The organism is Kiloniella majae, from assembly GCF_002118315.1.
Taxonomy (GTDB): Bacteria; Pseudomonadota; Alphaproteobacteria; order Kiloniellales; family Kiloniellaceae; genus Kiloniella; species Kiloniella majae.
This window is the reverse complement of the sequence record NZ_MTSZ01000004.1, coordinates 120,021-143,498: the sequence shown is the minus strand read 5'-3', so window position 1 is coordinate 143,498 and position 23,478 is coordinate 120,021. Positions and strand designations below refer to the sequence as shown.

Here is a 23,478-nt window from a genome sequence, read left to right as displayed (position 1 = left end):
TTCACGGTCATCGATACTCACCCCCAAAAGACTATTTATTTACGCCAACCATTGAGTAAGGTCTCGACTGCTGTTTCTGAGATCATCCGGGTTTCTTTTTTAGTTGGGACTCGTCCATTAAAAACAGCATGAAAATGCACGTTCCCTCTTACTGCACCCATAAACTGAGCTGCGCAAAGATCCGGATCGGTAATTCTTAATCTATTATTTTTTGCATGTGAACGAAGATATTCCGCGAGATGTTGGCTGGCACGGCATGGCCCGTTTTGAAGGAAGTTATCTGCTAAATCAGGGAAATGAGGGGCTTCCGCTACCATTGCACGGTATAGAGAAATACATTCCGCAGAAGTCATCACCTGTAGATAGCGCGCTCCCATATCTATGAGAGCTTCCCTAAAAGTACCTTCGCGAGGTAGCGGCGTAAATGCAGATAATACACGATCTGAAACCTGTTCTATGATGGCTGTAAAAAGTGCTTCTTTATTAGGAAAGTACTTATAAAGTGTACGTTTAGATCCCCCGACGAGAGTGAGCACATTATCCATTGTGGTTCGCCCGTAACTTTCATTAAGAAATAACTTTGTCGCACTATCCAATATCTCGCCACGCCTTAATATTTGTTTCTCGGTAAGATCAATTTCATCTTTACCCACAAATTTTCTCCTTGCCACCTGTTGAAGGATACGAAATCGTACCATATGAATATTTATGGATACGATATCGTATCTCAACCTATAGGAGAAGCCCTAATGACATCAAATTCAATAATTAATCAGCCAATAGTTAAGCCTATTGATAAAATGCCGTCGCCCATATCATTTGAAATACAGCCTGCAAAGAAAACAAAAGATGGGTTAGATCTTGAACTCCACGTTATTGCAGAGCTCATTAATGGTCCTGGCCTCGTCAAACGCGGTTACGTAAAGCCCAATATCCCAACATTTGGCGCTTTTGAACTTTTATGTGATGAAGGGGAAATGATTGGAGGATCCGATAGCGCCCCGGCACCGCTATCGTACTTAGCTGCTGGCATCGCTTTTTGCCTACTAACACATCTAAAAGGCTATGCAGATAGTTTAAAGCTGAATATTTCTTCAATCAAAATTGAGCAAAAAATGAAATTCCAATCTCGCATCCCGGGAATGACTTCTGAAATGGGCGGGCAAATGGAAGGTTTATCCAAGGGAATTGAGACTTTTGTTCTGATCGAGGCTAAGGAAAGTGATGATACGATCAAGAAGATGATCGATGTGGCTGAACAGGCTTGTATGGCGGCGCAAACAGTTATTAATGCTGTTCCGGCTTCGACAGAGATTCTTCTAAATGGAAGAAAGCTCTAGAATTCAAAATCAAGACGCTATCTATGCTGCCGTTAATCCAAAGCGGCTGCATAGATACCTGTCTCAGGTCATTCATCTACCAACGTTATTCAGATCGCAAACTCCTAGTCTTGTCCCCAATCCAGTATCACCTTACCCGAATTGCCCGAGCGCATGATATCAAAACCCTGTTGGAAATCGTCGATGCTGTAGTGGTGGGTGATGATCGGGGTCAGGTCGAGGCCGCCTTGGATCAGGGCGGCCATTTTGTACCAGGTCTCGAACATTTCGCGGCCATAGATACCCTTGATCACGAGGCCCTTGAAAATCACTTCGTTCCAGTCGATGCCCATCCGTCCGGGAGGAATACCCAGCATGGCGATGCGACCGCCGTGATTCATGGCGCCAAGCATTCCATTAAAGGCAGGTTCGCTGCCAGACATTTCGAGGCCGACGTCAAAGCCCTCTGTCATGCCGAGGTCGGACATGACTTCTTCAACCGAGCTTTCCGTGACATTAACCGCGTGTTTGATGCCCATCTTCTTGGCCAGCTCAAGACGATAGGGGTTTATATCGGTTATCACCACGTGGCGGGCGCCGACATGACGACAGATTGCCGCCGCCATAATGCCGATGGGGCCAGCGCCTGTAATCAGCACGTCTTCGCCAACCACATCAAAGGACAGCGCGGTATGAGCCGCATTGCCAAAAGGATCAAGGATCGCCGCGATGTCGTCAGAAATATCATCGGGCAGAATAAAGACGTTACTGGCTGGCAGGCAAAGGTATTCGGCAAAAGAGCCTGTGCGGTTCACACCAACGCCCTCAGTATTGCGACAGAGATGACGACGTCCGGCACGACAGTTACGGCAGTGCCCGCAGGTCAGATGACCTTCGCCCGAAACACGTTGACCGATTTCCAGATGCGAGACCTGACTGCCGACCTGTTCGATAGTGCCGACGTATTCGTGGCCCACGGTCATGCCGACGGGGATCGTTGCCTTGGCCCAGTCATCCCAGTTGTAGATATGCACATCGGTGCCACAGATCGACGACTTGCGGATCTTGATCAGAACATCATTGGGACCGATTTCCGGTTTGGCTTCATCGCGCATCCAGATCCCGGGTTCTGCCTTTAACTTTGCCAAGGTTTTCATATCTAAACTCCATCGGCTTTGCCGATTAATTAGTACCGCTTCTTGAAGAAAGCGTATTGCGCTCGGACGCCCAGTCGGGCTTGCCAAATTGCACCAACAATTTGGTTAATCAATTATCCCCAGTTCTTTTCCGGCTTCGCCGAAGGCTTTTATCGCACGGTCGATCTGTTCTTTCGTGTGGGCCGCCGACATTTGGGTGCGGATACGCGCCTGACCTTTTGGCACCACGGGGAACGAGAAGCCGATGACATAAATGCCCCGCTGTAACAACGCATCTGCCAACTTAGTTGCAAGGGCCGCATCGCCGATCATCACCGGAATAATGGGGTGCTCACCGGGAAGGAGGTCAAAGCCCAGCTCGGCCATGCCTTTGCGGAAGTGGTTGCTGTTTTCAACCAGCTTGGCGCGCAGGCCCTGCCCGTTTTCTACCAGATCAAGCACAGCAAGGGTCGTCGCCGTGATCACAGGAGCCAGAGAGTTGGAGAAAAGGTACGGGCGTGAACGCTGGCGAAGCCAGTCCACGATCTCTTTTTTCGCAGAGGTATAGCCTCCGGATGCGCCGCCCAAAGCCTTACCCAATGTGCCTGTGATAATATCAACCCGATCACGCAAGCCCCAGTAATCCGGCGTTCCGGCACCATTTGGGCCCATAAAGCCGACAGAATGGCTGTCGTCCACCATCACCAGTGCATCATACTTGTCCGCTAGATCACAGATCGCAGGCAAGTTGGCTATATAGCCATCCATCGAGAAAACGCCATCTGTCACGATCAGGCGGAAGCGCTGATCTTGTGCCTCTTTCAGGCAACGTTCCAGTTCGTCCATGTCACTGTTGGCATAACGATAGCGCTTGGCTTTGCACAAGCGAACCCCGTCGATAATGCTGGCGTGATTCAAGGCATCACTGATCACAGCATCTTCAGCGCCGAGGATGGTCTCGAACAGGCCAGCGTTGGCATCAAAGCAAGAGGAATAGAGAATGGTGTCTTCCTGTCCCAGAAAATGGGAAAGACGGCTTTCCAACTCTTTGTGAATATCTTGCGTACCACAGATAAAACGGACGGAAGAAAGCCCGAAGCCATAAGCATCCAGTGCCTTTTGCGCCGCTGCGACCAAACCGGAATCATTGGACAGGCCAAGGTAGTTATTGGCACAGAAGTTCAGAACTTCACCAGAAGACTGCACCTTGATCGCCGAAGACTGGGATGATTCAATCACCCGCTCTGCCTTGTAGAGACCTGATTCCTTCAAGGTGGCAATTTCACCCGTAAGATGTTTGATAATGGACTTGCTCATAACCCGTCGCGATCCCGTTTCAATGGAAGTTCAATATAATAGATATATTATCTAGTATAAGGGATTCGTCAAGCCACTTACTGTGTGGAATTTTGCCCGTGACCTGAAAACATACTGCAAGATCTAGCTGAAACGCTGCACAAGAAAACACAAGATAGGCTTGGCCCGTAAGGTTTGGCCACAGTACCCTGGTTCGAGCATCAACTCGCCACAACAAGACTCCTGTTTCCCTTATAGTTCGTATAGAGAATACTATCACACTAGATTGGCATACCAGACTAGCACATGAATCAGGTCTTGTTTTTACTGTGACACAATTACTTACAAGTAAGCCGCGTGCTATATTAGCCAGAAGAATAAAAAAGAAGGACAACAGGTGACTTCACCCCCGATACACAGGCCGTTTGCTTCCCTGCAGAAGACGATCAAAGTCAGTGAAATTCCCCACATCAGTGACCGGGAAGACGGCACGCTTTGCTACACGCAGGAAAACGGCATGATCCAACATATTGCTGCCGAAAGCTGCGGGCTTGATATACTCCCTGAAGATCTGCTGTCGTTCGAACATCTGGAAAAGCTCTTTATCGGGCGTAATCACCTAACCCGTTGCCCTGAGAGTCTTGAGCGACTGCGTCAGCTAAAAGAGCTGTATATCTACGGTAACAAGCTGAAGGCTTTACCTGATTCAATCGGCACACTAACAGAGATGGAAATACTGGACCTTAGTCATCAGCCGCTCGAAAGCTTGCCCCGGACCATAGGGCAACTCCGAAAGCTAAAAATCCTCTACGCCAGCAATAGCCAAATCAGCGACCTGCCTGAATCACTCTGGTCTTTACCCGCCCTGCAGTATCTCAACCTGACAGATAACAAGCTGAACCGTCTACCAAGTGCCGTGAAAAATCTCGGAGCCCTACGAGAATTGAGGCTGTATAATAACCAGCTAACATCTCTCCCCGATGAGCTCTGTACTCTCGTCACCCTCCGCGAGCTTTATCTGCAGGGAAATCAAATCACACAGTTACCAGATGCGATCGGAAATCTGGAGAATCTCGAAGTTCTTGATCTGCGCAATAATGGAATTGAAAAAATTCCTGATTCACTAGGTAATGCGCATAATCTGATTCACCTTGATCTCAGAGCAAACAAATTTACAGAACTTCCAAGCAGCTTGCGGGATCTTCCCAACCTCAGGAAACTTGATCTGCGCTGGACGCGTCTGCGTAACCCGCCGCGCTGGCTGGACGAACTGGAAGAGAACGGATGTGCCGTGTATCTTTAGTCACAAGGGACAATCTGAACCTTCGAAACTTGATTCATGACAAAATCCAGTAAATCTACAAACGATCCAACCCTGAAGGAGACGTAACATGGAACAGTTCACCGGGGGATGCCTCTGCGGCAAGGTCCAGCTTGTGGCCTCGGGAAAGCCTTATCGGGTTGGTGTTTGTCACTGTATAGATTGCCGAAAACACCATGGCGCGCTTTTTTATGCCGCCGCAGTGTTTCCACAGGCTGCTGTTACAATTGAGGGAGATACACACGGCTATAAGGGACGACATTTTTGCCCAGACTGTGGATCATCAGTTTTTGCACAGACAGATGACGAGATTGAAGTTCATTTGGGAACACTGGATACGCCTGACCAATTGATTCCCACCTATGAAAGCTGGACCATTCGTCGTGAGGCAACACTGCCAGCCTTTCTCCATGCAAAACAATACGCGCGCGACCGTGATGACACAGGTCGCTCAGAGGAATAGGGACTAGGCAGCTTCTGATCTTCTCGGTTAGGTTGCGTCAGCAGGACACAACCTCTTGATCCCCTCAGAGATCTTCGAGGCCTTAGCTTTTTAAATTACGAACACCGCCAAAAATAAAAGCTGTCGTCTCTTCATAGAGTTCGTAATCAAGAATCTGAATCAGCCCACACGTTAACTATCTGTCTGCTCAACGCCCGCACCACAGAGTGAACCACGGGAACTGACTCACAGAGACAACGCACAACCTCAGCACAAGAATCACGCCCTTAGTTTCAAACTCCAGATTAACGCCCGTGGCGCTGCCACAACAGGCTAGATAATCTGGTAGTTCTGGCGGTATCGCGTCGGGCTGATTCCCATTTGATCGCGGAAATGGTGGCGCAGAGTATCGGCGAGACCAAAGCCACAGTGCGTGGCAATTTCTTCGACAGACATCGCGGTTTCTTCCAAACAGGTACAGGCCAGTGCCAGACGCTCCTGAATCATCCACTTGGCCGGGGGTAGCCCCGTTGCTTCCTTGAATCGCCTGATAAAGGTGCGCAGGCTCATGTGCGCGCGCTTGGCCAGCTCTTCCACCCGCAGTGGGGTGTGCAGATGCTTTCTGATCCATGCCAAGAGATCATCCATTGCCAATTCCCGACGCACCTGTGGGCGGTCGATAAACTGGGCCTGACCGCCATCGCGCTGTGCCGGAAGGACCAACCGCTTGGCGACTTTATTGGCAACTGCCGGACCAAAATCACTGCGAATAATATTAAGGCAGAGATCGAGACCTGCGGCTGAACCCGCCGAGGTCATGATTCGCCCCTCGTCAATAAAGAGTACATTGGGATCAACGTGCAAATCGGGATAGGTCTCTGCCAACAGATCCGCATAGCGCCAGTGAGTCGTGACCTTTTGATTACGCAGGATTCCCGCCGCCGCCAGCACAAAGACGCCGGAACAGATCGACACGATTCTGGCCCCGCGATAATAGGCCGCCCAGATGGCTTCCAACAAAGCCTCTGGCGGGCGTTCGTGTACAGAGCGCCAACCCGGAACCACGATGGTGTCCGCCTTCTCCAATACCTCTAGCCCCTTTTCCGCCGTCACCTGAAGCCCGCCAATGGCACGGCAAGGCCCGCTATCCGCTGAACAGGTTGTGAAATCATACCAGTTATCAAACTCGGGCCGGTCCAGGCCAAAGGCCTCAACAACCATACCGTATTCAAAGGTACAGAGACCGTCATAGACCACAGCCGCTACGAGGTGGTTTGGCTTTTTAACCGGCGCTTCCGGAGTTTGTTTCTGAATTGGTTTTTGGCGAGACTCTTTATTCATGGCAGATTTTTCACTATCTGAATTAATTGGCATTATTTATATGAATATAGTCATTTATGCCAATAGGCAAGCATAAAAAAGCGCCCTATGATCATTTTCATCACTTACTGAACACGAAGATTTTGGAGAAAGATTAATGGTTTCTAATGTCGCCCTCGTTCCCGCCGCCGCTCCGGATGAAGCGCTGTTGCACTTTGAACGCCGCCTGCGTGTGGAAACCGATTGCTGGGATACGCACCATGCGCTGACCGAGCAGGAACAGGATTTTGTCTTGCTGGATGTGCGATCACCGGATCTCTATGCAGTCGGACATATCCCCAAGGCTATCAACCTGCCCCACGGCAAGATCATTGCCCGCAAAATGCTCGACTATCCCGATGACACCCTGTTCGTTGTCTATTGCGCAGGGCCGCACTGTAACGGTGCCAACAAAGCCGCCGTGCGCCTCGCCAAACTGGGCTATAAGGTCAAAGAGCTGATCGGTGGTATCGAAGGCTGGAAAGACGAAGGCTTTGACCTCATCACAGGTATTACCTAATTTATTTTGGGCCTGATATTTTTTTGGGCCTGATTTTTTGATATCAGCCTATTTGGAGGCCGATTCATATTGCAGCGCTGCGTATAGGTTGCCTCATTAATTCTCGATAACTTTTACAGGATGGAGTTTTTACAGGTCGGGTAATTTAGTCGATTTACGTGTGCGATATATGGGGCTATCGTCAATTCGTCTCACCATCGGGAATGCGAATATCCACTTACGAAGCACCACGAAGGGATCGACATCATGGCAAACCTGCCACCAAGTATGCCTGAAAAAATGTTTGGCGTTATCCTCAAAGGTCATGGCGATCTTGATCAACTTGAATACCGTAACGATCTTGCCCTTCCCGACATGGGACATCACGACGTTCTGATCAAGGTCGAAGCCGCCGGCGTGAACAACACCGATATCAACACACGCACAGCCTGGTATTCCAAAGGTGACGGAGATAGCGATGATGCCAGTTGGTCCGGACAAGCCCTGCAGTTCCCGCGTATACAGGGCGCAGATGTCTGCGGCACCATCGTTGCGGTGGGCGATAGCGTCGAAAAGGATCGTATTGGCCAGCGCGTTCTGATTGAACCCTGCATTCGCGAAGCTCAGGGAAAAACGCTGGAGACACCATGGTATTTCGGATCAGAATGCAATGGCGGTTTTGCCGAATATGCCGTCGTCAGTAATCGCCATGCCTACAAGGTGACAAGCACCCTAGAAAGCCATGAACTTGCCTCTTTCCCCTGCTCCTATTCCACTGCTGAAAACATGCTCACAAGGGCCCGCGTGCAACCACATGATCGCGTTCTGATTACAGGGGCTTCGGGTGGTGTTGGCTCCGCAGCTATTCAGCTGGCAAAAGCCCGTGGCGCAAGCGTTATTGCCATAACCAGCCCATCCAAGGCAGACGAAATACTGGAAATCGGGGCCGATCAGGTTCTAGGTCGGGATGTAAACTATGCCGACGCGCTGGGCGCAAACTCTGTTGATGTTGCTATCGATCTGGTTGCAGGAGATGCCTTTCCATCACTGTTAGAGGTCATGAAAAGCGGTGGTCGTTATGCCGTGGCCGGGGCCATTGGCGGCCCGCTTGTCGAGCTGGACGTCAGAACGCTTTATCTCAAGGATTTGAGCTTTTTCGGCTGTACCGTTCTGGAACCGGAAGTCTTTGGCAATCTGGTCAAGCTGATCGAAGAAAACAAAATCAAACCATTGGTCGCAGAGACCTATCCCCTTTCGGAAATCGCCGCTGCACAAACATCATTCGAGCAAAAGAAACATATCGGGAAGATTGTGTTGACCGTCAACGCCGATAGCTAATGGCTCATCCGATCAAAACCCCAAATTTATAGCCCCTGTAAACGTTCCACCACCAGCAGGGCAACGGCGTTGCCGTCGCCCACATTGATCAGGGCGTGATCGCAATCAGCGGGGTAGCGGGCGGTGCCGCCTGCTTCGACGGTTTCTGTGTCGCCAGCGGATTCAACCTCTATCCGGCCCGACAGCACCGTCAGGTGTTCGCGGGTTCCTTCGGCATGGGGGGCAGAGCGCAAGGCCCCGGCGGCTTCGAAGCTCAGTTCGTACCACTCACACAGTGCGGCGTTTTCAACGGGGGAGAGAATACGCATCACACAGCTACCGTCCGGGCTGGACATAGTGGGTGTCAGGTTCGCGGGCACCGCCTCTATCTTGACCACTTCCGGCTCGCGCGGCGCGCCCTCTAGCAGTTCATAGATATCCATGCCAAAGCTTTGCGTCAGGCTCCAGAGCGTCGCAAAGGTGGGGTTGGCCTGTCCGCGCTCTATCTGCGAGAGCATGGATTTCGACACCCCCGAAAGCTTCGCCAACTGATCCAGCGTCAGCTTCTTTTCCTTGCGCGCATCCCGCACCTTATCCCCGATCTGCGGAACACCCTTGCGTTTTGTCGTCATACCTTACCTAAAACCCCTCTAGTGGAATTTCCACCATAGTGGATTTTTAAACAAGGTGCCAGATGGAAGAGGGTATGAGGCAAATCATTACGACTTAAAAGAAGTTTTATTCAGAATTTTAAACTGTAGCTTTTGATCTACCTATCGCCTCATAGTCATCAGTTTATAGTTTATTATTATTTACACCAAAGGTTGCATTTGATTGCTTTTACTATAGTGTTTTCATTAGGAACTTCCTCATAACCTCCAAAAGCATCACACATAAATTGAACTTGGAATGTAGGTGGTTTCAACAAATCAAATTTGACGAGAAACCGTAGATTAAATATGGAGGAAGTTTTGTCAGGCAGCGGATCTAGTGGAAATTTTGGCTCAGGTGGAAGTGGCGGGCATCGTATAGATTGCGGCAATTATTCTTTTGAAACTCACATTAATAGCCCCGTTCTTGGAGAAGTGAATAAGTTAAACTTGGGCGATACTTTACAAGTTGATTTGTCTGTTATGAATTCTATCGAAGTTGTCCGTATTTTGAATAAGGGCAATGTAGTAGGCGGAATAGTTGGTCAGGCACATAATCTCAAACAATGCCTAGATCAGGGATATAACTTCAAGGCAACAGTTCGATCAATTTCTGGAGCTGCCGTAAAAATATTTGTAGAATCAACGTAGGGGAAGATTATGAATATTCATATCATAGGCGGAACTTACAAAGAGTATTGCTCTTGGCCTGAGCATAAAACACTGCAAGGATCGGCAGGCAGGGCAGCGCTTTGCTTATCTCAGCTTACCCCTAAAACAACGATAAAACTCCACGCTAGAATTGCCGCAAATGACCAAGCCCTTTTAGAAGAAACTTTCGCATTTACCAACAATTGTGAACTTATCGTTAGTAATTGCAAAAAAACTACTAAATTTGATTACTTCCACCCTCTTTCAGAGCCTATAGTGACTCCTCATATTACACGAGGAAAGTTACCAACATTTGATTTAAGTAGTGATGAATTTGATTCTGCTATTGTTTTTGGAATGATTGAAACCACCCCGAAAGTAAAATGTAGAGTAGCCGTTTATGACCCGCAAAATACTTATAATCCAATATTATTCTCTGAAACCGGAAGCACTGCTGAGACCTTAATATATGTTACCAATAACAATGAGTTATCTCAATTTTATATAAATGAAAAATCTTCTGTAGACACCATTGAGATAATGGCTAATTGGCTGCTTAAAAAAGAAAAAGCATCCGCAATAATTGTTAAATGTGGACAAAGGGGGGTTTTCGTTCACTCAAAAAACGAGAATAACTGGGTACCTCCCTACAAAACAGAAACAATATTTCCGATAGGGTCAGGCGACTCATTTGTAGCCGCATTTACTTTTTACTGGTTAATCAAAAAGTTAAGCCTTACCGACGCAGCTAGAATGTCAAGTATTGCTGCAGCATATTATGTTAGCCATAGAATAATGAATAATGAAGAAGGGTTGAATTTATTTGAGAAAAACTTAGATCCAATCAAACTTAATTCAAAAAAGAAAAAAGTTTATTTAGCTGGACCTTTTTTTACTTTACCTGAATTATGGATGATTAACGAAGCCAAACATATAATAGAATCATTCGGCGTAGATGTTTTTTCTCCTTACCATGAAATCGGAATTGGCTCTGCAGAAGAGGTAGTGCAAAAAGATATAGACGCTATAAAAAATTGCGATGTGATGTACTCATTATTCAACGGCACAGACCCTGGTACATTATTCGAGATAGGATATGCTCGAAGCATCAATAAACCTGTGATAATTCTAGCCGAAAACCCAAAGGATGAAGAATTAAAAATGTATGAAGGCTCAGGCTGTAAAATCTTTAACGACTTCGCATCGTCTATCTATCATCTTGCGTGGCTGGATACATGATAAGCCTATTACTATCTGGTGGCTTAGACTCAACAGCCTTAGCTTATATGTATAAACCTGACATAGCTTTTAACATAAATTATGGACAACGTGCTGCTGAGGCTGAAAGGAGAGCTTCTCATGCGATTTGCCAGAGTCTGAGTATTAACTTAATCAATATTGATATTGATTGCTCTGAGTTAGGAAGTGGCGATTTAACCAACAGACCTACTATCGAGTTAGCTCCAGAAAGTGATTGGTGGCCTTTTCGCAATCAATTATTAATCACACTCTGCGCGATGAAAGCCGTTGAAAAGAAGTGTAAAAAAATAATGATTGGAACAGTCAAATCTGATCAATATCATACTGATGGAACACCAGAATTTATACAGAATATAAATCAACTCTTGGTGAACCAAGAGGGAAGGATTAGGATCGAAGCACCTGCGATTAAAATGACTGCTACTGAACTAATCAAAAACTCTAAGATACCCTTTGAATTGTTGGCATGGAGCCACTCATGCCATAAAGCTAATATACCTTGCGCTAACTGTAGAGGCTGTAACAAACATTACTCTACACTAAATGAGCTTGGTCTTTATAATGACTAAAAATAAAGAGGTCGAGATAAGAGATAACGTTACTCCCTTAGAAGCAATAAAATACAATATTATCTCAAGAGTAAAATTACCTTATTTTACCGATACAACCTTAAAGTCCTTTACCAAAGTTATAGAATCTAGGCAGTCGAGAAGAACTTTTTCTAATATAGAACTCGAACAGTTAAGTCCTTTATTCTATCAATCTAGCCGCACTAAAAAATCAATGGTAAATGAACTTGGGCTGACAATAGAAAAGCGCAACACACCTTCTGCTGGTGCAATGCATACAATAGATTGTATTATTTCCAAATTTGAACTTGATACTTGGTATGTCTATAATTCGCGCTGCCATACTTTTGATTTACTCAACATCGACACAACTATACCTAGCCAATTCAAACTAAAATGTAAGAAAATAATTGATTGCCCAAATTCAGCTTATTTAATCTGGTATATTTGCGATTTAGATAGATTAAATTGTAAATATAAAAATGCTGAATTTCTGGCCCTCAGAGAGTCTGGGGCTCTAGCCTCCACTCAAAGCCTTATAGCTGAGAATTTTGACCTCGCATTTTGCATGTTAGGCTTGATGGGTCGTAAACAAGCAAACACTTTATCAAATCAACGTAATTTGCTCGGGGTTGGCACCGCAGTTGTCGGTGGGTTGACGGATTCCAAGTGAGTTACTTGGCTCTTGCAACGACAATAAACGATGAATAGATAAAGAATTTTGCATTTCATACCACATCACAGCATCCAATTCTGATGTTCGTATCTTCATGGATTGAGCAAGAGAAATAAATTGCTCTTCTAATTCTTGATAATTTTTTTCTATAGTCATTTCTGGCTTAAAAAAGCCGCCCAAAATTCCTGCTCGATATATATGGATATCTAAAATCGCCACATCATCAGCATCAAGCCAATTTCTAGCTACCCACGACGCAGTTTTAAGCCCAACACCTTTAATATCAAGCAACCAATCTCGAAGTATTTTCCCCGAAATTATTGGCGCCTCCTCCTTATAGGTCTTTTCTAAAGCGGAATGAAGATATTTGGCTTTTTGTTTAGCAAAACGATATTTAAAAGTCTTGCCATTTAAATTAATCGGTTCCGATAACCATGTATACAGGTCATTTTCGCTATATACTTTTCCATTAAAAGCACCTTTAGATCGCATATGTTCATATGCAGCCAAACCATTTGCAGCAGGAATTCCATGCCCACCTAAAAGACAGGCTCCAATTTCTTCAATAAGAGAATTACCTAATTTGTATGTAATTACATCTCCAGTTAAACGTTTCTCCAGTACTTTATAAAGCCAATAAGCAACTGTAGGGAAGCCTGTAGCATCGCCCCATTTCACACTTGGTAAGACTTCTTTTGTATCAGATGGAAAATCCATCTGAACTAAACCATAACCAGATTCTATGAATACCTTTTGCATCAAGGGCACCTTGTCATTTGCTTTTAAGATAATAACACACTAGATATTATCGCTTTTAATCTATATTATACCTATAAAACGATTAAAAGCGATAATTATTCTAATGAATATTTCAGTATTTCAAAAAAAATTAATCGAATATCTTGATGAAACAGGCCTTAGTCAAAATGAGCTTTCAAAGGAAACTGGTGTTCCCCAATCACAGATATCTAACTGGGTTAGCGGAAACGGAAAACGAGTTAGTAAGAACGCTATAAAAATCATGCGTCATATCGAAAACTATCGAAAATCAGAGGAAGCTCCGATCCCCAATAACGTAGCAACTGCAATTCGTAATTTTTGTGGTAGTAGTAGAGAAAAGTCAGAGATATTGGCTCAAATAATTCAAACCTTGCAGCCATTAGCAGATTAATGGATAAAATGTTTATAGAAACTCACAACACCTAAACCCAAGGTCTCAGATACCCTCTCACTCAAAACTTCCCGTTATTGTTTTTCCATTCACTTTTTGGGGCAATCTTTTCAGTAGTGTCCCAGTGTTCTACCAACTTCCCTTCTGACACGCGGAAGAGATCATAAAAGGCGGTATGTTTGCCTTCAAAGCTGCCTTCACTGATGGAAAGCACAAAGTTGCCCTCGGCCAGAATGCGGTGGGTACGCTGATAGTTGATGCGCCTTTGTCCTTTGCGGGTGCTTGCCAGTTCCTGTTGTAACGCATCTATCCCTTCGCCTAGGCGGGGATTGTGATCGGTGAAATACTGTGGGTTAAGGAAATCTGTCAGACGATCGAGGTCGCCCTTAATCAGCACAGAGTCAACAAAGGCCTGTACCAGCTTTCGGTTCTCTTCTGTATGGGCGTGATCGGTTGCTTCGGTGGGGCCATCGATCATGGAGTGGTCCGCTGGATTGGGACCCAGGCGGGGCTGGATATTATCCCAATGTTCGACCGCCCTGCCATCTTCGAAACGGAAGACTTCAAAGCCGATATTGCGGCGTGAGAAATCGTATTCCGTATGGGCAAAAACAAAGTCGCCATCTTCGAAGGCGCGGACGATCTTCACCCTCGGTCCCGTTTTGGAAAGGCGCTTGAACAGAGCGGCAAGGCCCTCGCTGCCTTCATGAGTTTGCGGGTTGTGCTGAATGTATTTTGCTTCATTCACCACCGCAATGGGGGCGGGATCGCCGGTCTCTATGCTTTTTAGCAAGGCCCGGATTTGATCTTTCTTTGACCTTTTATTTTTCTGGTCCATGGCCTGCTACCCCTTTGCTTCAGATTACACCGATCTCGTGATCCAAGCCCAAGATAACATATTATCTCAAAGATGATTACACTCACACAGCCGCGCTTTTCCATTTAATTGGCGTTACATGCAACGTGCTGTCGTCAATCGCGACCATGACGTCGCCGTCCTGTATGGTGACGGATAGACGCATGGAGCGGTTGGCGAGGTCGGCCAGGGCGCGGGTGTCTTCTCTTGAGAAGTTTGTGACTTCGAGATTGTCAAACCGGGTGGTGCTGTTCTTGATCTTCTCCCACCACATTTCTGCTGTGGAGCCGCCATAACAATAGATCATCACCTTGTTGGCTTTGCCGCAGGACTGGCGCACGATCTTTTCCCCCGGCATGCCCAGCGCGATCCATAGATCAATCTCGCCACTCAGGCTTTTCTGCCACAGGTCGGGTTCGTCCTCTGTAGACAGGCCCCGGGTAAATTCCAGCTGCTCGTGGGCGTTTAGCGCAAAGCTCAGCACGCGCACCATCAAACGTTCATCGGTTTCCGAAGGGTGTTTAGCAACGGTCAGATTATGGGTCTCGTAATAGTGACGATCCATATCGGCAACGGAAAGTTCGATTTTATAAATGGTGGCATTTTTTGCCATGAGGTGCGCCTGTTCTGCTTTTTGGGGAGTTGAGATCTTATTGGGTTTGTTTACGGGGTTTGTTTGCTGGTTCTGTTTAATGGGATTAGCTGCTTTGGGAAAGCGGAAAAGACTACAAGCCGCCGGATCGCCTTTGTGCAACGCCGCAGCAAGATATCAGCACCTAACAACACGAGAAGCGGCTTATTATGGACGGTGATTATAGAGCTACCTAATAAAGGCCGATCGGATCAAACCGAACCCTGCCAAGGTAAATAGCCCGGCGATCGCACCATTGATCCAGCGGCGACAGCGTTTATAACCACGCATGATGCCGCCAAAAGAAAAGATAACGGCATAAAACACATAGACCAACACACCGATAACCATACACATCAGGGTCGCAGCAATTAACGCATAGGCCCAGACCCCGTCATTAGCATTGGCATTGGCATTGGCATCCAACCCGACGGAAAGTGCCGCCATCCACGCCACAACAGCTTTGGGATTGGAGAGATTCAGGATGAGGCCCTGAATGAACCAACCCCGAATAAACGAGTTATGCACAATATCCTTTTTATCAGGGGACGGTGTTCCCTTTTCAACATCGGGTTTCATCGCCGCGCGGGCCGATTGAAAGGCCAGCCACAGCAGATACAAGCCACCAAAAACCTTGAGGATCATCAGCAAATAAACCGAGCTTTGCAGTACCGCGCCCAAACCGCTGGCTGCAACGATCCCCCAAAAACCGAGACCACAGGAAAGGCCTGCACCATAGATCAGGCCCGCTTTACGCCCCTTGCTCATGGATACCGTGGCATTCGCCAGTGTTGCCGGACCGGGAGAGACAGCAACAATAAAAAATGCAAGTCCGATGGATGCTAACGACATGAAATCTATCATTTTTTCCTGCCCTCCCCAAATATATCGTTTGATGTTTATGGCTGCGACCCGCCACAGAACACATGCTAAAGGAAATAATGCAACAGGGCCAATCGACCCAAAGAAATAGTATGCAGAAAAACCAAGCGTGCAGAAGATTATGTTGGGCGACATCTCGCAAAGTTTAATCTATAGTTGATAATCTATTTATATAGTACCCGAAAAAGAAAATTGTTTCAGGAAATCTGATCTTGGGAGGAAAAGCTTGTTCAAACAAAGCTTGTTCAAACGTCGTGGCTTGGTGGTTCCTATATTTTGGAGCCTGCTTTTTATCCTCTACGCAAGCGGAACTTCTGGGCAAGAGGCCAGTACCAGCCAAGAAATTAGAATTGTTGCCACAGACTATCCGCCCCATGTGATTGCCACCGAAGAAAGCGGTATGGATCTGGACATTCTGCGCGGTGTTCTGGATGAGATGGGGTACAGATCCACCGTCAGCTTTGTGCCAACAAAACGCGCTTTGGCCATGGTAACCCAGGATGACGCCGATGTTGCCGTGCCTGTTTTTTATCAAGACGACAGAGAAGGATACTACACCTCTGACGCCATTATCGACTATAAGCCCACCGTTTTTACCCTCAGCAGGCATGGCTATATATTCAATGGTCTCAGCTCCCTGAGCGACCACAGCGTCGTGACCTTTGTCGGTGCCAGAGGATATTTTGGTCCCGTCTTTACCGAAGCCACAGATAACGCCGTTTCCTATAACGAAATAAATAATGTCAGCGCCATGCCCGAACTGCTGTTGCGGGAAAGGTATTCCGCCGCCGTACTGGACGAAAACATCTTTTATTATTTCTACAGAAAAGAAAACAAAAGCAGAGACTTAAACATATTTTCTGCCCACGCCGTTTTCCCAAAGGTAGAGGCATCGGTCGGATTTAATAACCAAAATCTTCGGGATTCCTTTAACCAGCAACTCGCAAAATACCGCGCCGCCGGAAAAGACCGCCAAGTCATCGAAAAATACGTTGGCGCCGCGCGGTGATTTTTTTCTACTGATTATTGCCATGTCCTTGTAGAAAAGGCATGAATAAAGAAGCAACCAGATTCAATAAATCACTATAGAAACGGGGAACTTTCATGCAGATCGTCACAACTGATTCCATCGAAGGAAAACGCATCGTTGCCTATAAAGGTATCGTCAGCGGCGATGCCATCGTCGGCGCTAACTTCGTAAAGGATTTCTTTGCCAAGGTCACCGACGTGCTCGGCGGGCGTGCAGGCGGTTATGAAAAAGCCCTGCGCGGTGCCAAGAATCACGCCATGGACGATATGATCGAACAGGCGCAGGAAGCAGGCGCCAATGCTATTATCGGTGTGGACCTTGATTACGAATCAATCGGTGGCTCCATGCTGATGGTCAGCGCAAACGGTACTGCCGTGGTCCTGGAAGACGCTTAAGCATACTTCGTATGCACACATTATGTGGGTTTTGATTGAGGTCGGTGCGGTTGCATCGGCCTTTTTCCCTATGTGAACCGCGACTTACATACGTATCAGCCATAATAAAGGCCAGCTTCAATATTGAAGCTGGCCTTTAGATTTAAGTCCTAAATAAACGTAACGAAGTTACCCCTAAGAAGATACCATGTTTTTGAGCTGGCGGTTGGCCACAGCCAACATGGCGTAATCCGGCTTTCCGGCGGCGTTCAATTCCGCGAGGATCTGTTCCGTCCGGTTTACCAGTGGGCGTTTGGATTCAGCCCACTCTTTGATTGCCGCTTCGACACGGTCGGTTTTTCCAGCTGCCTCAAGTACGCGAGATGTCAATTCACCCTGATGACCATAGAGATCATCTACAATTGCCGTTACAGCTAGTTTATCCCATGCAGATTCACTTGGCAGACGACCGGCAGCACTGCGCAACCAATCAAAGCCGTAGCGTTCCCCGATAGAGAAGTAGGTACTGCCAACCGTATCCACGGGCATTTTCAGGGTATGGGCAAGACGGACGATATCACAGGCCGGTGTCAAAAGACGCAGACCCGCTATCCGTTTGGCAATATCAGCCGGAACACCCTGTCCTTTGAAGTTGGCGATTTTCTTTTTCAGAAGCGCCGTGTTTTCCTTGGACAGCAGTTTTTCCAGTTGATCCGCAATGGTGCCAACTTCCTTACCATAGGAATTGACCTCTTTACGGATATCAAGCGGATGAGCCCCATGACGCAGGAACCAGACAGTCCCCTGTTCAATCAAACGACCACATTCGGCCAGGAGCGTTGCCTGAAGGGACGCAGGTGCTTTGTTATCCAGTCCTTCGATCATCGCGAACAACGAATTCATATCAAACACTTCACGGGCGATGGTATAGGCCCGTGCAATGTCGCATGACGCCATGCCGGTTTTTTCTTTCACCTCATAGACAAAGGTAATACCAACCCGGTTGATCATGTCATTGGTCACCGCCGTGGCAATAATTTCACGACGCAGGCGATGCTCGCCAATCTGCTTGGTAAACTTTTTCCGCAAGGCCGTGGGGAAATAGTCAATCAGCGTATCTTCCATATAGGAATCATCAGGCAGGTTAGAGCTTAATAATTCGTCATAGAGAGAAATCTTGCTATAGGACATAAGGGTCGCAAGCTCTGGCCGTTCAAAACCAAGACCCTGCTTCATGCGCTCGAGAACCATCTCATCATCAGGCAGGAACTCAATTGCACGGTTCAGCAGACCTTGTTTTTCCAAAGACCGCATATAGCGGGCAATACGGTCAAGCAAGCGCCCGCCAATATTGGCCGTGACCGAGATGGCCTGACTTTGCAGATAGTTATCGCGCAAAACCAGATCACCAACCTCATCAGTCATGGATTCCAGTAGCTTGTCACGCTGTTTGCGAGTCATATCACCGTCTTGTTCGACAGCACCGAGCAAAATCTTGATATTAACTTCGTGATCAGAACAATCGACACCCGCCGAATTATCCAGGAAGTCAGCATTCACACGGCCACCATTTTGCGCGAACTCAATACGAGCCCGGTGGGTCATGCCCAGATTGGCACCCTCACCCACGACCTTGCACCGCAGCTCCTTACCATTGAGACGCAGGGCATCATTGGCACGATCCCCGGCATCACCATTGGTTTCGCTGGAATGCTTCACATAGGTTCCGATGCCCCCGAACCAGAGTAATTCGGCCTCTGATTTCAGCATAGCGCGAAGCAAATCATTGGGGGCCAATTCGTCTTCGGTAATACCAAACAGCGCTTTTACTTCCGGACTGATCTTCAAAGACTTGGCGTTACGATCAAAAATCCCGCCGCCTTTGGAGATCAGTTTCTCGTTATAGTCTGTCCAGGACGAACGCGGCAGATCAAAAAGACGCTTGCGTTCAGCAAAGGATTTCGTCACATCCGGATCAGGATCAACAAAGATATGAAGATGGTTAAAGGCACCGACAAGCTTGGTCTGATCAGACAGCAACATTCCGTTCCCGAACACATCGCCAGACATATCACCAACACCGATCGCCGTGAAAGGCTCGGACTGAATATCTTTCCCCAATTCGCGGAAATGACGTTTAACAGATTCCCACGCGCCCTTGGCCGTAATGCCCATTTTTTTATGGTCATAGCCGGCAGAACCACCAGAGGCAAAAGCATCATCCAACCAAAAGCCATAGTCAGCAGAAACGCCGTTTGCGATATCAGAAAAAGTTGCCGTGCCTTTATCAGCCGCAACAACCAGATAAGGATCATCCCCGTCACGGCGAATCAATCTTTCAGGCGGTACAACTTCGCCAGCCACCAAATTATCGGTTAGATCCAGCAAGCCACGGATAAAGGTTTTATAACACTCGATACCTGAAGCAATAAAAGCTTCGCGTCCTTCGCTGGCCGATGGCGGATTCTTGACCACAAAACCGCCTTTAGACCCCACAGGCACGATGACCGAATTCTTGACCTGCTGTGCTTTGACGAGGCCAAGAATTTCCGTTCTGAAATCTTCACGCCGATCTGACCAACGTAACCCACCACGGGCAACAGGGCCAAACCGTAAGTGCACACCCTCAATATCCGGGCTATAGACAAAGATCTCGCGATAGGGTCTTGGTAGCGGTAGATCGGTGATTTTTTCCGAATTCAGCTTGAACGACAGATAGGTTTTAAAATCGCCTTCTTCTGTTTTCTGCAAGAAATTTGTCCGCAACGTGCATTCGATAACATTGCGGAAACGACGAATAATTCTGTCTTCATCGAGGTTGCTGACATTATCCAGCGCTTCATTGATCTTGCTATTGAGATCGTCTGCAAGCTGTTCGTCCCGCTCGGTACCTTTACCCATAAAGCGTACAAGGAAGAGGTCAACAAGCATCCGGGTAATATCTGGATTATTCGCCAGCGTCTGTTCCATATAGCTTTGAGAGAAAGGAATGCGCGCCTGTAAGAGATACTTGCAATAAGCACGAAGAACAGTGACTTCACGAACCTTTAGTCCCGCAATTAGAACCAGCCGGTTAAAACCATCGTTTTCCATCTGCCCATGCCAGACAGAGGCAAAGGCCTCGTGGAAACCTTCACGCAGATGGGAAATAGAAATCTCCTGATCACCGGATATGACCATGTTGAAGTCGTGCATCCACACGTTTTCACCGGTTTCCAGAGAATTAAAGTGATAAGGAATTTCACTGAAAACTTTCAGTCCCATGTTTTCCAACATCGGCAAGACATCAGACAATGGAACCGGATTATCCCGTAGATAAATCTTGAATCTAACCTGCTCGGGATCAGCCCCAAGCGGACGATACAGATTCATCGCCAAGCCATCACCTTCAAGTGCTTCTTCAGCCCGGGTGATATCAAAAACCGCATCGTTTTCGTTAAAGTGTTCCTGATAATTGACCGGGAAAGCAGCGCCAAGACGACGCATCGCCCGGATACCTTGTTCTTCACCCCGGTCTTCAATCAGAACTCGTTCCAAACGATCCTGCCAAGAGCGACCAGCGTCAGCTATACGAGCTTCCAGTTCAGCGACATCTACATCCGGGACCTGCCCACGTGTGGTTTTAATAATGAAATGAACCCGGGCAAGGACAGTATCAGACAGGTGTGTAAAGAATGCACTGACCTGACCATTATAGGCTTCACAAAGAAGACTTCCGATCTTCCGACGCAGTGCAGTATCAAAGCGATCACGCGGAATGTACGTCAAACAGGAAACAAAACGTTCGAAAGGATCTTTGCGCACAAAAAGCGCAATCCGACGACGTTCTTGTAAATGAAGAATGCCGTGAGAGATTGTGGATAGTTCAGCGCTTGAAATCTGGAACAGTTCGTCCCGAGGGTAAGTATCAAGAATATGCGCCAGACCCTTGCTGTCATGACTACCGGACTTGAAGCCGGACTTGTCGAGAACCTTTTTTACCTTATGGCGTAGAAGCGGGATATCACTCGGTGAACGGGCATAGGCGGTCGAGGTTAAAAGACCCGCGAAAAGAATTTCGCCGATCACTTTGCCCTTATCATCAAAGCGCTTCACACCGATCGTATCCAGATGCACAGCGCGATGTACTGTTGAACGACGGTTCGCCTTTGTGATGCGCAATAGAACAGGCTTGGTCATAAAATCCCGCACTTCTGCGGGCAGAGATCCAAAATCCCTCAAACCATCAAAAACGTGAACATCAATATCGCGCAATACACCAAGTGAATTCGGCAATACCTTCAGAATTGAATTGGTGCCTTCGCCTTCAAATTTGTATTCGCGATAGCCAAGAAAGGTAAAGTTATCCTGAGTCATCCACTCAAGGAATGAAATGGATTCACTAATTTCAGTTTTGGACAGAGACGGCGGTGATTTTTTGAGCTCGCTGATAACATCGCCCATCTTGCCCACCATCGGCTGCCAGTCTTCGACCGCAGCTTTGACGTCTTCAAAAACTTTGGTCAGCTCGTGCGCTATCTGGGTGTGGCTTTCCGCAACCTGCTCACTGATCTGTATGTGCATTACAGATTCAGTCAGGATACCTTCGCCACCACCGTTGGAATTTATCGCGCTAAGTTTACCCTTTGTATCACGGATACAGCTAAGGACGGGATGTACAACCAAGTGTACTTCAACATCCAGACGCTCCAGCGCCGCCGTGACCGAATCAACAAGGAACGGCATGTCGTCATTAACGACTTCGATAATGGTATGTGACGACTTCCACCCGTGCTCTTCAGGTCGTGGGTTATAGACCTTTATTTTACTTTCTCCGGCTTTGCGCTGTAACAACTGCCCCCAAAGAGCCAGAGCAGCCCCGAAAAGGTTATCTGCTGTCTCTTCACGCAAATCATCCGGTGGGACGTTTTCATAAAAAGTGCGAACAAACTGTTCAATCATCTGGGCTTTATCAGCGCTTATTTTTTTGTGAACCAGTTTGACTACTTTATCAATACATTCAGATGTACTGTCATTGCCATGAATGGCCATTATTCTTTCCTCGGACCGCTGTCGCTTTTTAATTATTAGGTTATTGCTCTATTCGACGTCCTCACCCCAGGTCCGCCCTTAAAGGTGTAGGACAAACCACGTTAACCTATTTCAGGACCATTGTTAGTAAAAAATGCGTCGCCTACAGGATATTTTTTCAATACTTACAAAAGAGTAAAGTTATCCACATTATTTTCGCCCATAAGTTTAAGGCGCATAGGATAAAACCACCGAATAGAAGAGAACAAAAAGAGTCCATTGGCATTATCTATTTTTGGCATGGATCAAAGCTATTTAGCCCCTCAGGTTACGGAACAGATTCGATCAGAGTCATAGTTGCCAGAGTCGTCACTACCAAAGTCACCATCGACCGCACAATCTTCCTTGAAACACCTTCAGGCCGTAAAATATCCACAATTTTCCTTTCTTCTAGAGCCAACAGATTATGAACCCTAGAGGTGGAAGACTTACAGGCGGAAGACTGGCTACACAGAACCAGAAAAGGATAAATCCGGATATTGGGAGCAACAGCACGCACAAAAAATTCCCAAGACCTCACCTTTGGCACATAAGACAGGATGACACCTTTGTGACTTGTTCATCTGCGACTTGCATTAAAACATGAGAAGAGGTAACTCTATGAGCATGTATCGGATAGACACAGCAATATTTGCGCGAATGTACACAAGCACGCGAATGACCGGGGACATGAAAATGTCAACGACCATCACCATGCCTGCTTGTTTAAATCTTCGCCACACGAGATCCGATCATGAATACTTCAGCTCAGCCGCAGCAATACAGCCGATCTAATTCCTCTAAGCTATCTAACCCTTACAGATTTATCAGACTAAGCTTTTCTGCCCCGTCGCTATCCGTCGACGCAATCAGAGATAAATTGTCATTTAATCAATGCTATGTGCTCGCCGATCTATCTGCCTCGGCAGGAGAAGGCCAATACTGTCTTCTGGTGGAAGCAAAAGTTCATTCCCTTGAACTTACGACTTT

General features: G+C 47.1%; 22 protein-coding genes. 12 read left to right on the top strand and 10 right to left on the bottom strand.

Annotated features, from left to right (window positions below; genetic code table 11):
* Positions 1 to 35 precede the first annotated feature (35 nt).
* Entirely contained in the window at positions 36 to 653 is a 618-nt protein-coding gene (locus tag BKB51_RS13500) for a TetR/AcrR family transcriptional regulator (RefSeq protein ID WP_158090233.1), read from the bottom strand.
* Between the two features lie 96 nt (positions 654 to 749).
* Between BKB51_RS13500 and BKB51_RS13495 the strand changes: the two genes are divergently transcribed.
* Positions 750 to 1,340 carry an OsmC family protein gene (locus BKB51_RS13495; RefSeq protein ID WP_158090232.1) on the top strand — a complete coding sequence of 197 codons (591 nt, stop codon included), beginning with the start codon at positions 750 to 752 and terminating at the stop codon, positions 1,338 to 1,340.
* A gap of 104 nt (positions 1,341 to 1,444) precedes the next feature.
* Here the strand turns inward: BKB51_RS13495 and tdh are convergent, their stop codons facing one another.
* Positions 1,445 to 2,476 (bottom strand): L-threonine 3-dehydrogenase, encoded by a 1,032-nt coding sequence (gene tdh / locus BKB51_RS13490; protein WP_085901619.1) that lies wholly within the window; start codon positions 2,474 to 2,476, stop codon positions 1,445 to 1,447.
* A gap of 105 nt (positions 2,477 to 2,581) precedes the next feature.
* Complete coding sequence (locus tag BKB51_RS13485; RefSeq protein WP_085901618.1) at positions 2,582 to 3,772, bottom strand: glycine C-acetyltransferase; 1,191 nt, start codon at positions 3,770 to 3,772, stop codon at positions 2,582 to 2,584.
* A gap of 376 nt (positions 3,773 to 4,148) precedes the next feature.
* On the opposite strand from BKB51_RS13485, the gene BKB51_RS13480 reads away from it, so the two are divergent.
* The gene (locus tag BKB51_RS13480) at positions 4,149 to 5,054 is read left to right on the top strand and encodes a leucine-rich repeat domain-containing protein (protein ID WP_125911844.1); all 906 of its coding nucleotides are present in this window, start codon (positions 4,149 to 4,151) and stop codon (positions 5,052 to 5,054) included.
* Positions 5,055 to 5,142: 88 nt separating this feature from the next.
* A complete protein-coding gene (locus BKB51_RS13475; protein WP_085901616.1) occupies positions 5,143 to 5,535 on the top strand; it encodes a GFA family protein in 393 nt (130 codons plus the stop codon).
* 312 nt (positions 5,536 to 5,847) lie between these two features.
* On the opposite strand, the gene ftrA is transcribed toward BKB51_RS13475, so the two are convergent.
* The gene (ftrA, locus tag BKB51_RS13470) at positions 5,848 to 6,855 is read right to left on the bottom strand and encodes a transcriptional regulator FtrA (protein WP_085901829.1); all 1,008 of its coding nucleotides are present in this window, start codon (positions 6,853 to 6,855) and stop codon (positions 5,848 to 5,850) included.
* 187 nt (positions 6,856 to 7,042) lie between these two features.
* Between ftrA and BKB51_RS13465 the strand changes: the two genes are divergently transcribed.
* Both BKB51_RS13465 and BKB51_RS13460 read left to right on the top strand, forming a co-directional pair.
* Positions 7,043 to 7,393 carry a rhodanese-like domain-containing protein gene (locus tag BKB51_RS13465; protein ID WP_338066537.1) on the top strand — a complete coding sequence of 117 codons (351 nt, stop codon included), beginning with the start codon at positions 7,043 to 7,045 and terminating at the stop codon, positions 7,391 to 7,393.
* A 246-nt stretch (positions 7,394 to 7,639) separates the two neighbouring features.
* A complete protein-coding gene (locus tag BKB51_RS13460; protein WP_198946739.1) occupies positions 7,640 to 8,710 on the top strand; it encodes an alcohol dehydrogenase family protein in 1,071 nt (356 codons plus the stop codon).
* 26 nt (positions 8,711 to 8,736) lie between these two features.
* On the opposite strand, the gene BKB51_RS13455 is transcribed toward BKB51_RS13460, so the two are convergent.
* A complete protein-coding gene (locus tag BKB51_RS13455) occupies positions 8,737 to 9,321 on the bottom strand; it encodes a helix-turn-helix domain-containing protein (protein WP_085901614.1) in 585 nt (194 codons plus the stop codon).
* A 339-nt stretch (positions 9,322 to 9,660) separates the two neighbouring features.
* On the opposite strand from BKB51_RS13455, the gene BKB51_RS13450 reads away from it, so the two are divergent.
* The 4 genes from BKB51_RS13450 to BKB51_RS20640 are packed head-to-tail and all read left to right on the top strand — an operon-like array spanning position 9,661 to position 12,492.
* Positions 9,661 to 9,990 (top strand): hypothetical protein, encoded by a 330-nt coding sequence (locus BKB51_RS13450; RefSeq protein ID WP_125911843.1) that lies wholly within the window; start codon positions 9,661 to 9,663, stop codon positions 9,988 to 9,990.
* 9 nt (positions 9,991 to 9,999) lie between these two features.
* Positions 10,000 to 11,229 (top strand): PfkB family carbohydrate kinase, encoded by a 1,230-nt coding sequence (locus BKB51_RS13445; protein ID WP_085901612.1) that lies wholly within the window; start codon positions 10,000 to 10,002, stop codon positions 11,227 to 11,229.
* Positions 11,226 to 11,819, top strand: a complete 594-nt coding sequence (locus BKB51_RS13440) for a 7-cyano-7-deazaguanine synthase (protein ID WP_085901611.1) — start codon at positions 11,226 to 11,228, stop codon at positions 11,817 to 11,819. The genes BKB51_RS13445 and BKB51_RS13440 overlap by 4 nt, the downstream gene beginning before the upstream one ends.
* A complete protein-coding gene (locus tag BKB51_RS20640; protein ID WP_125911842.1) occupies positions 11,812 to 12,492 on the top strand; it encodes a nitroreductase family protein in 681 nt (226 codons plus the stop codon). The genes BKB51_RS13440 and BKB51_RS20640 overlap by 8 nt, the downstream gene beginning before the upstream one ends.
* Here the strand turns inward: BKB51_RS20640 and BKB51_RS13435 are convergent.
* Positions 12,427 to 13,254 carry an 8-oxoguanine DNA glycosylase gene (locus BKB51_RS13435; RefSeq protein WP_085901610.1) on the bottom strand — a complete coding sequence of 276 codons (828 nt, stop codon included), beginning with the start codon at positions 13,252 to 13,254 and terminating at the stop codon, positions 12,427 to 12,429. The genes BKB51_RS20640 and BKB51_RS13435 overlap by 66 nt on opposite strands.
* Before the next feature lie 103 nt (positions 13,255 to 13,357).
* Between BKB51_RS13435 and BKB51_RS13430 the strand changes: the two genes are divergently transcribed.
* Positions 13,358 to 13,666 carry a helix-turn-helix domain-containing protein gene (locus BKB51_RS13430; RefSeq protein WP_085901609.1) on the top strand — a complete coding sequence of 103 codons (309 nt, stop codon included), beginning with the start codon at positions 13,358 to 13,360 and terminating at the stop codon, positions 13,664 to 13,666.
* A 61-nt stretch (positions 13,667 to 13,727) separates the two neighbouring features.
* On the opposite strand, the gene BKB51_RS13425 is transcribed toward BKB51_RS13430, so the two are convergent.
* The 3 genes from BKB51_RS13425 to BKB51_RS13415 form a co-directional block, all read right to left on the bottom strand.
* Positions 13,728 to 14,504 carry a nuclear transport factor 2 family protein gene (locus BKB51_RS13425; protein ID WP_085901608.1) on the bottom strand — a complete coding sequence of 259 codons (777 nt, stop codon included), beginning with the start codon at positions 14,502 to 14,504 and terminating at the stop codon, positions 13,728 to 13,730.
* 82 nt (positions 14,505 to 14,586) lie between these two features.
* The gene (locus tag BKB51_RS13420) at positions 14,587 to 15,135 is read right to left on the bottom strand and encodes a YaeQ family protein (protein ID WP_085901827.1); all 549 of its coding nucleotides are present in this window, start codon (positions 15,133 to 15,135) and stop codon (positions 14,587 to 14,589) included.
* 207 nt (positions 15,136 to 15,342) lie between these two features.
* Positions 15,343 to 16,017 carry a LysE family translocator gene (locus BKB51_RS13415; protein WP_085901826.1) on the bottom strand — a complete coding sequence of 225 codons (675 nt, stop codon included), beginning with the start codon at positions 16,015 to 16,017 and terminating at the stop codon, positions 15,343 to 15,345.
* Between the two features lie 244 nt (positions 16,018 to 16,261).
* Between BKB51_RS13415 and BKB51_RS13410 the strand changes: the two genes are divergently transcribed.
* Together BKB51_RS13410 and BKB51_RS13405 are read left to right on the top strand one after the other, a co-directional pair.
* Positions 16,262 to 17,044 (top strand): substrate-binding periplasmic protein, encoded by a 783-nt coding sequence (locus BKB51_RS13410; protein ID WP_158090231.1) that lies wholly within the window; start codon positions 16,262 to 16,264, stop codon positions 17,042 to 17,044.
* 95 nt (positions 17,045 to 17,139) lie between these two features.
* On the top strand, positions 17,140 to 17,460 hold the full coding sequence (locus BKB51_RS13405; protein ID WP_085901606.1) for a YbjQ family protein: 321 nt from the start codon (positions 17,140 to 17,142) through the stop codon (positions 17,458 to 17,460).
* 174 nt (positions 17,461 to 17,634) lie between these two features.
* Here the strand turns inward: BKB51_RS13405 and BKB51_RS13400 are convergent, their stop codons facing one another.
* Complete coding sequence (locus BKB51_RS13400; protein ID WP_085901605.1) at positions 17,635 to 22,470, bottom strand: NAD-glutamate dehydrogenase; 4,836 nt, start codon at positions 22,468 to 22,470, stop codon at positions 17,635 to 17,637.
* Positions 22,471 to 23,478: the final 1,008 nt, after the last annotated feature.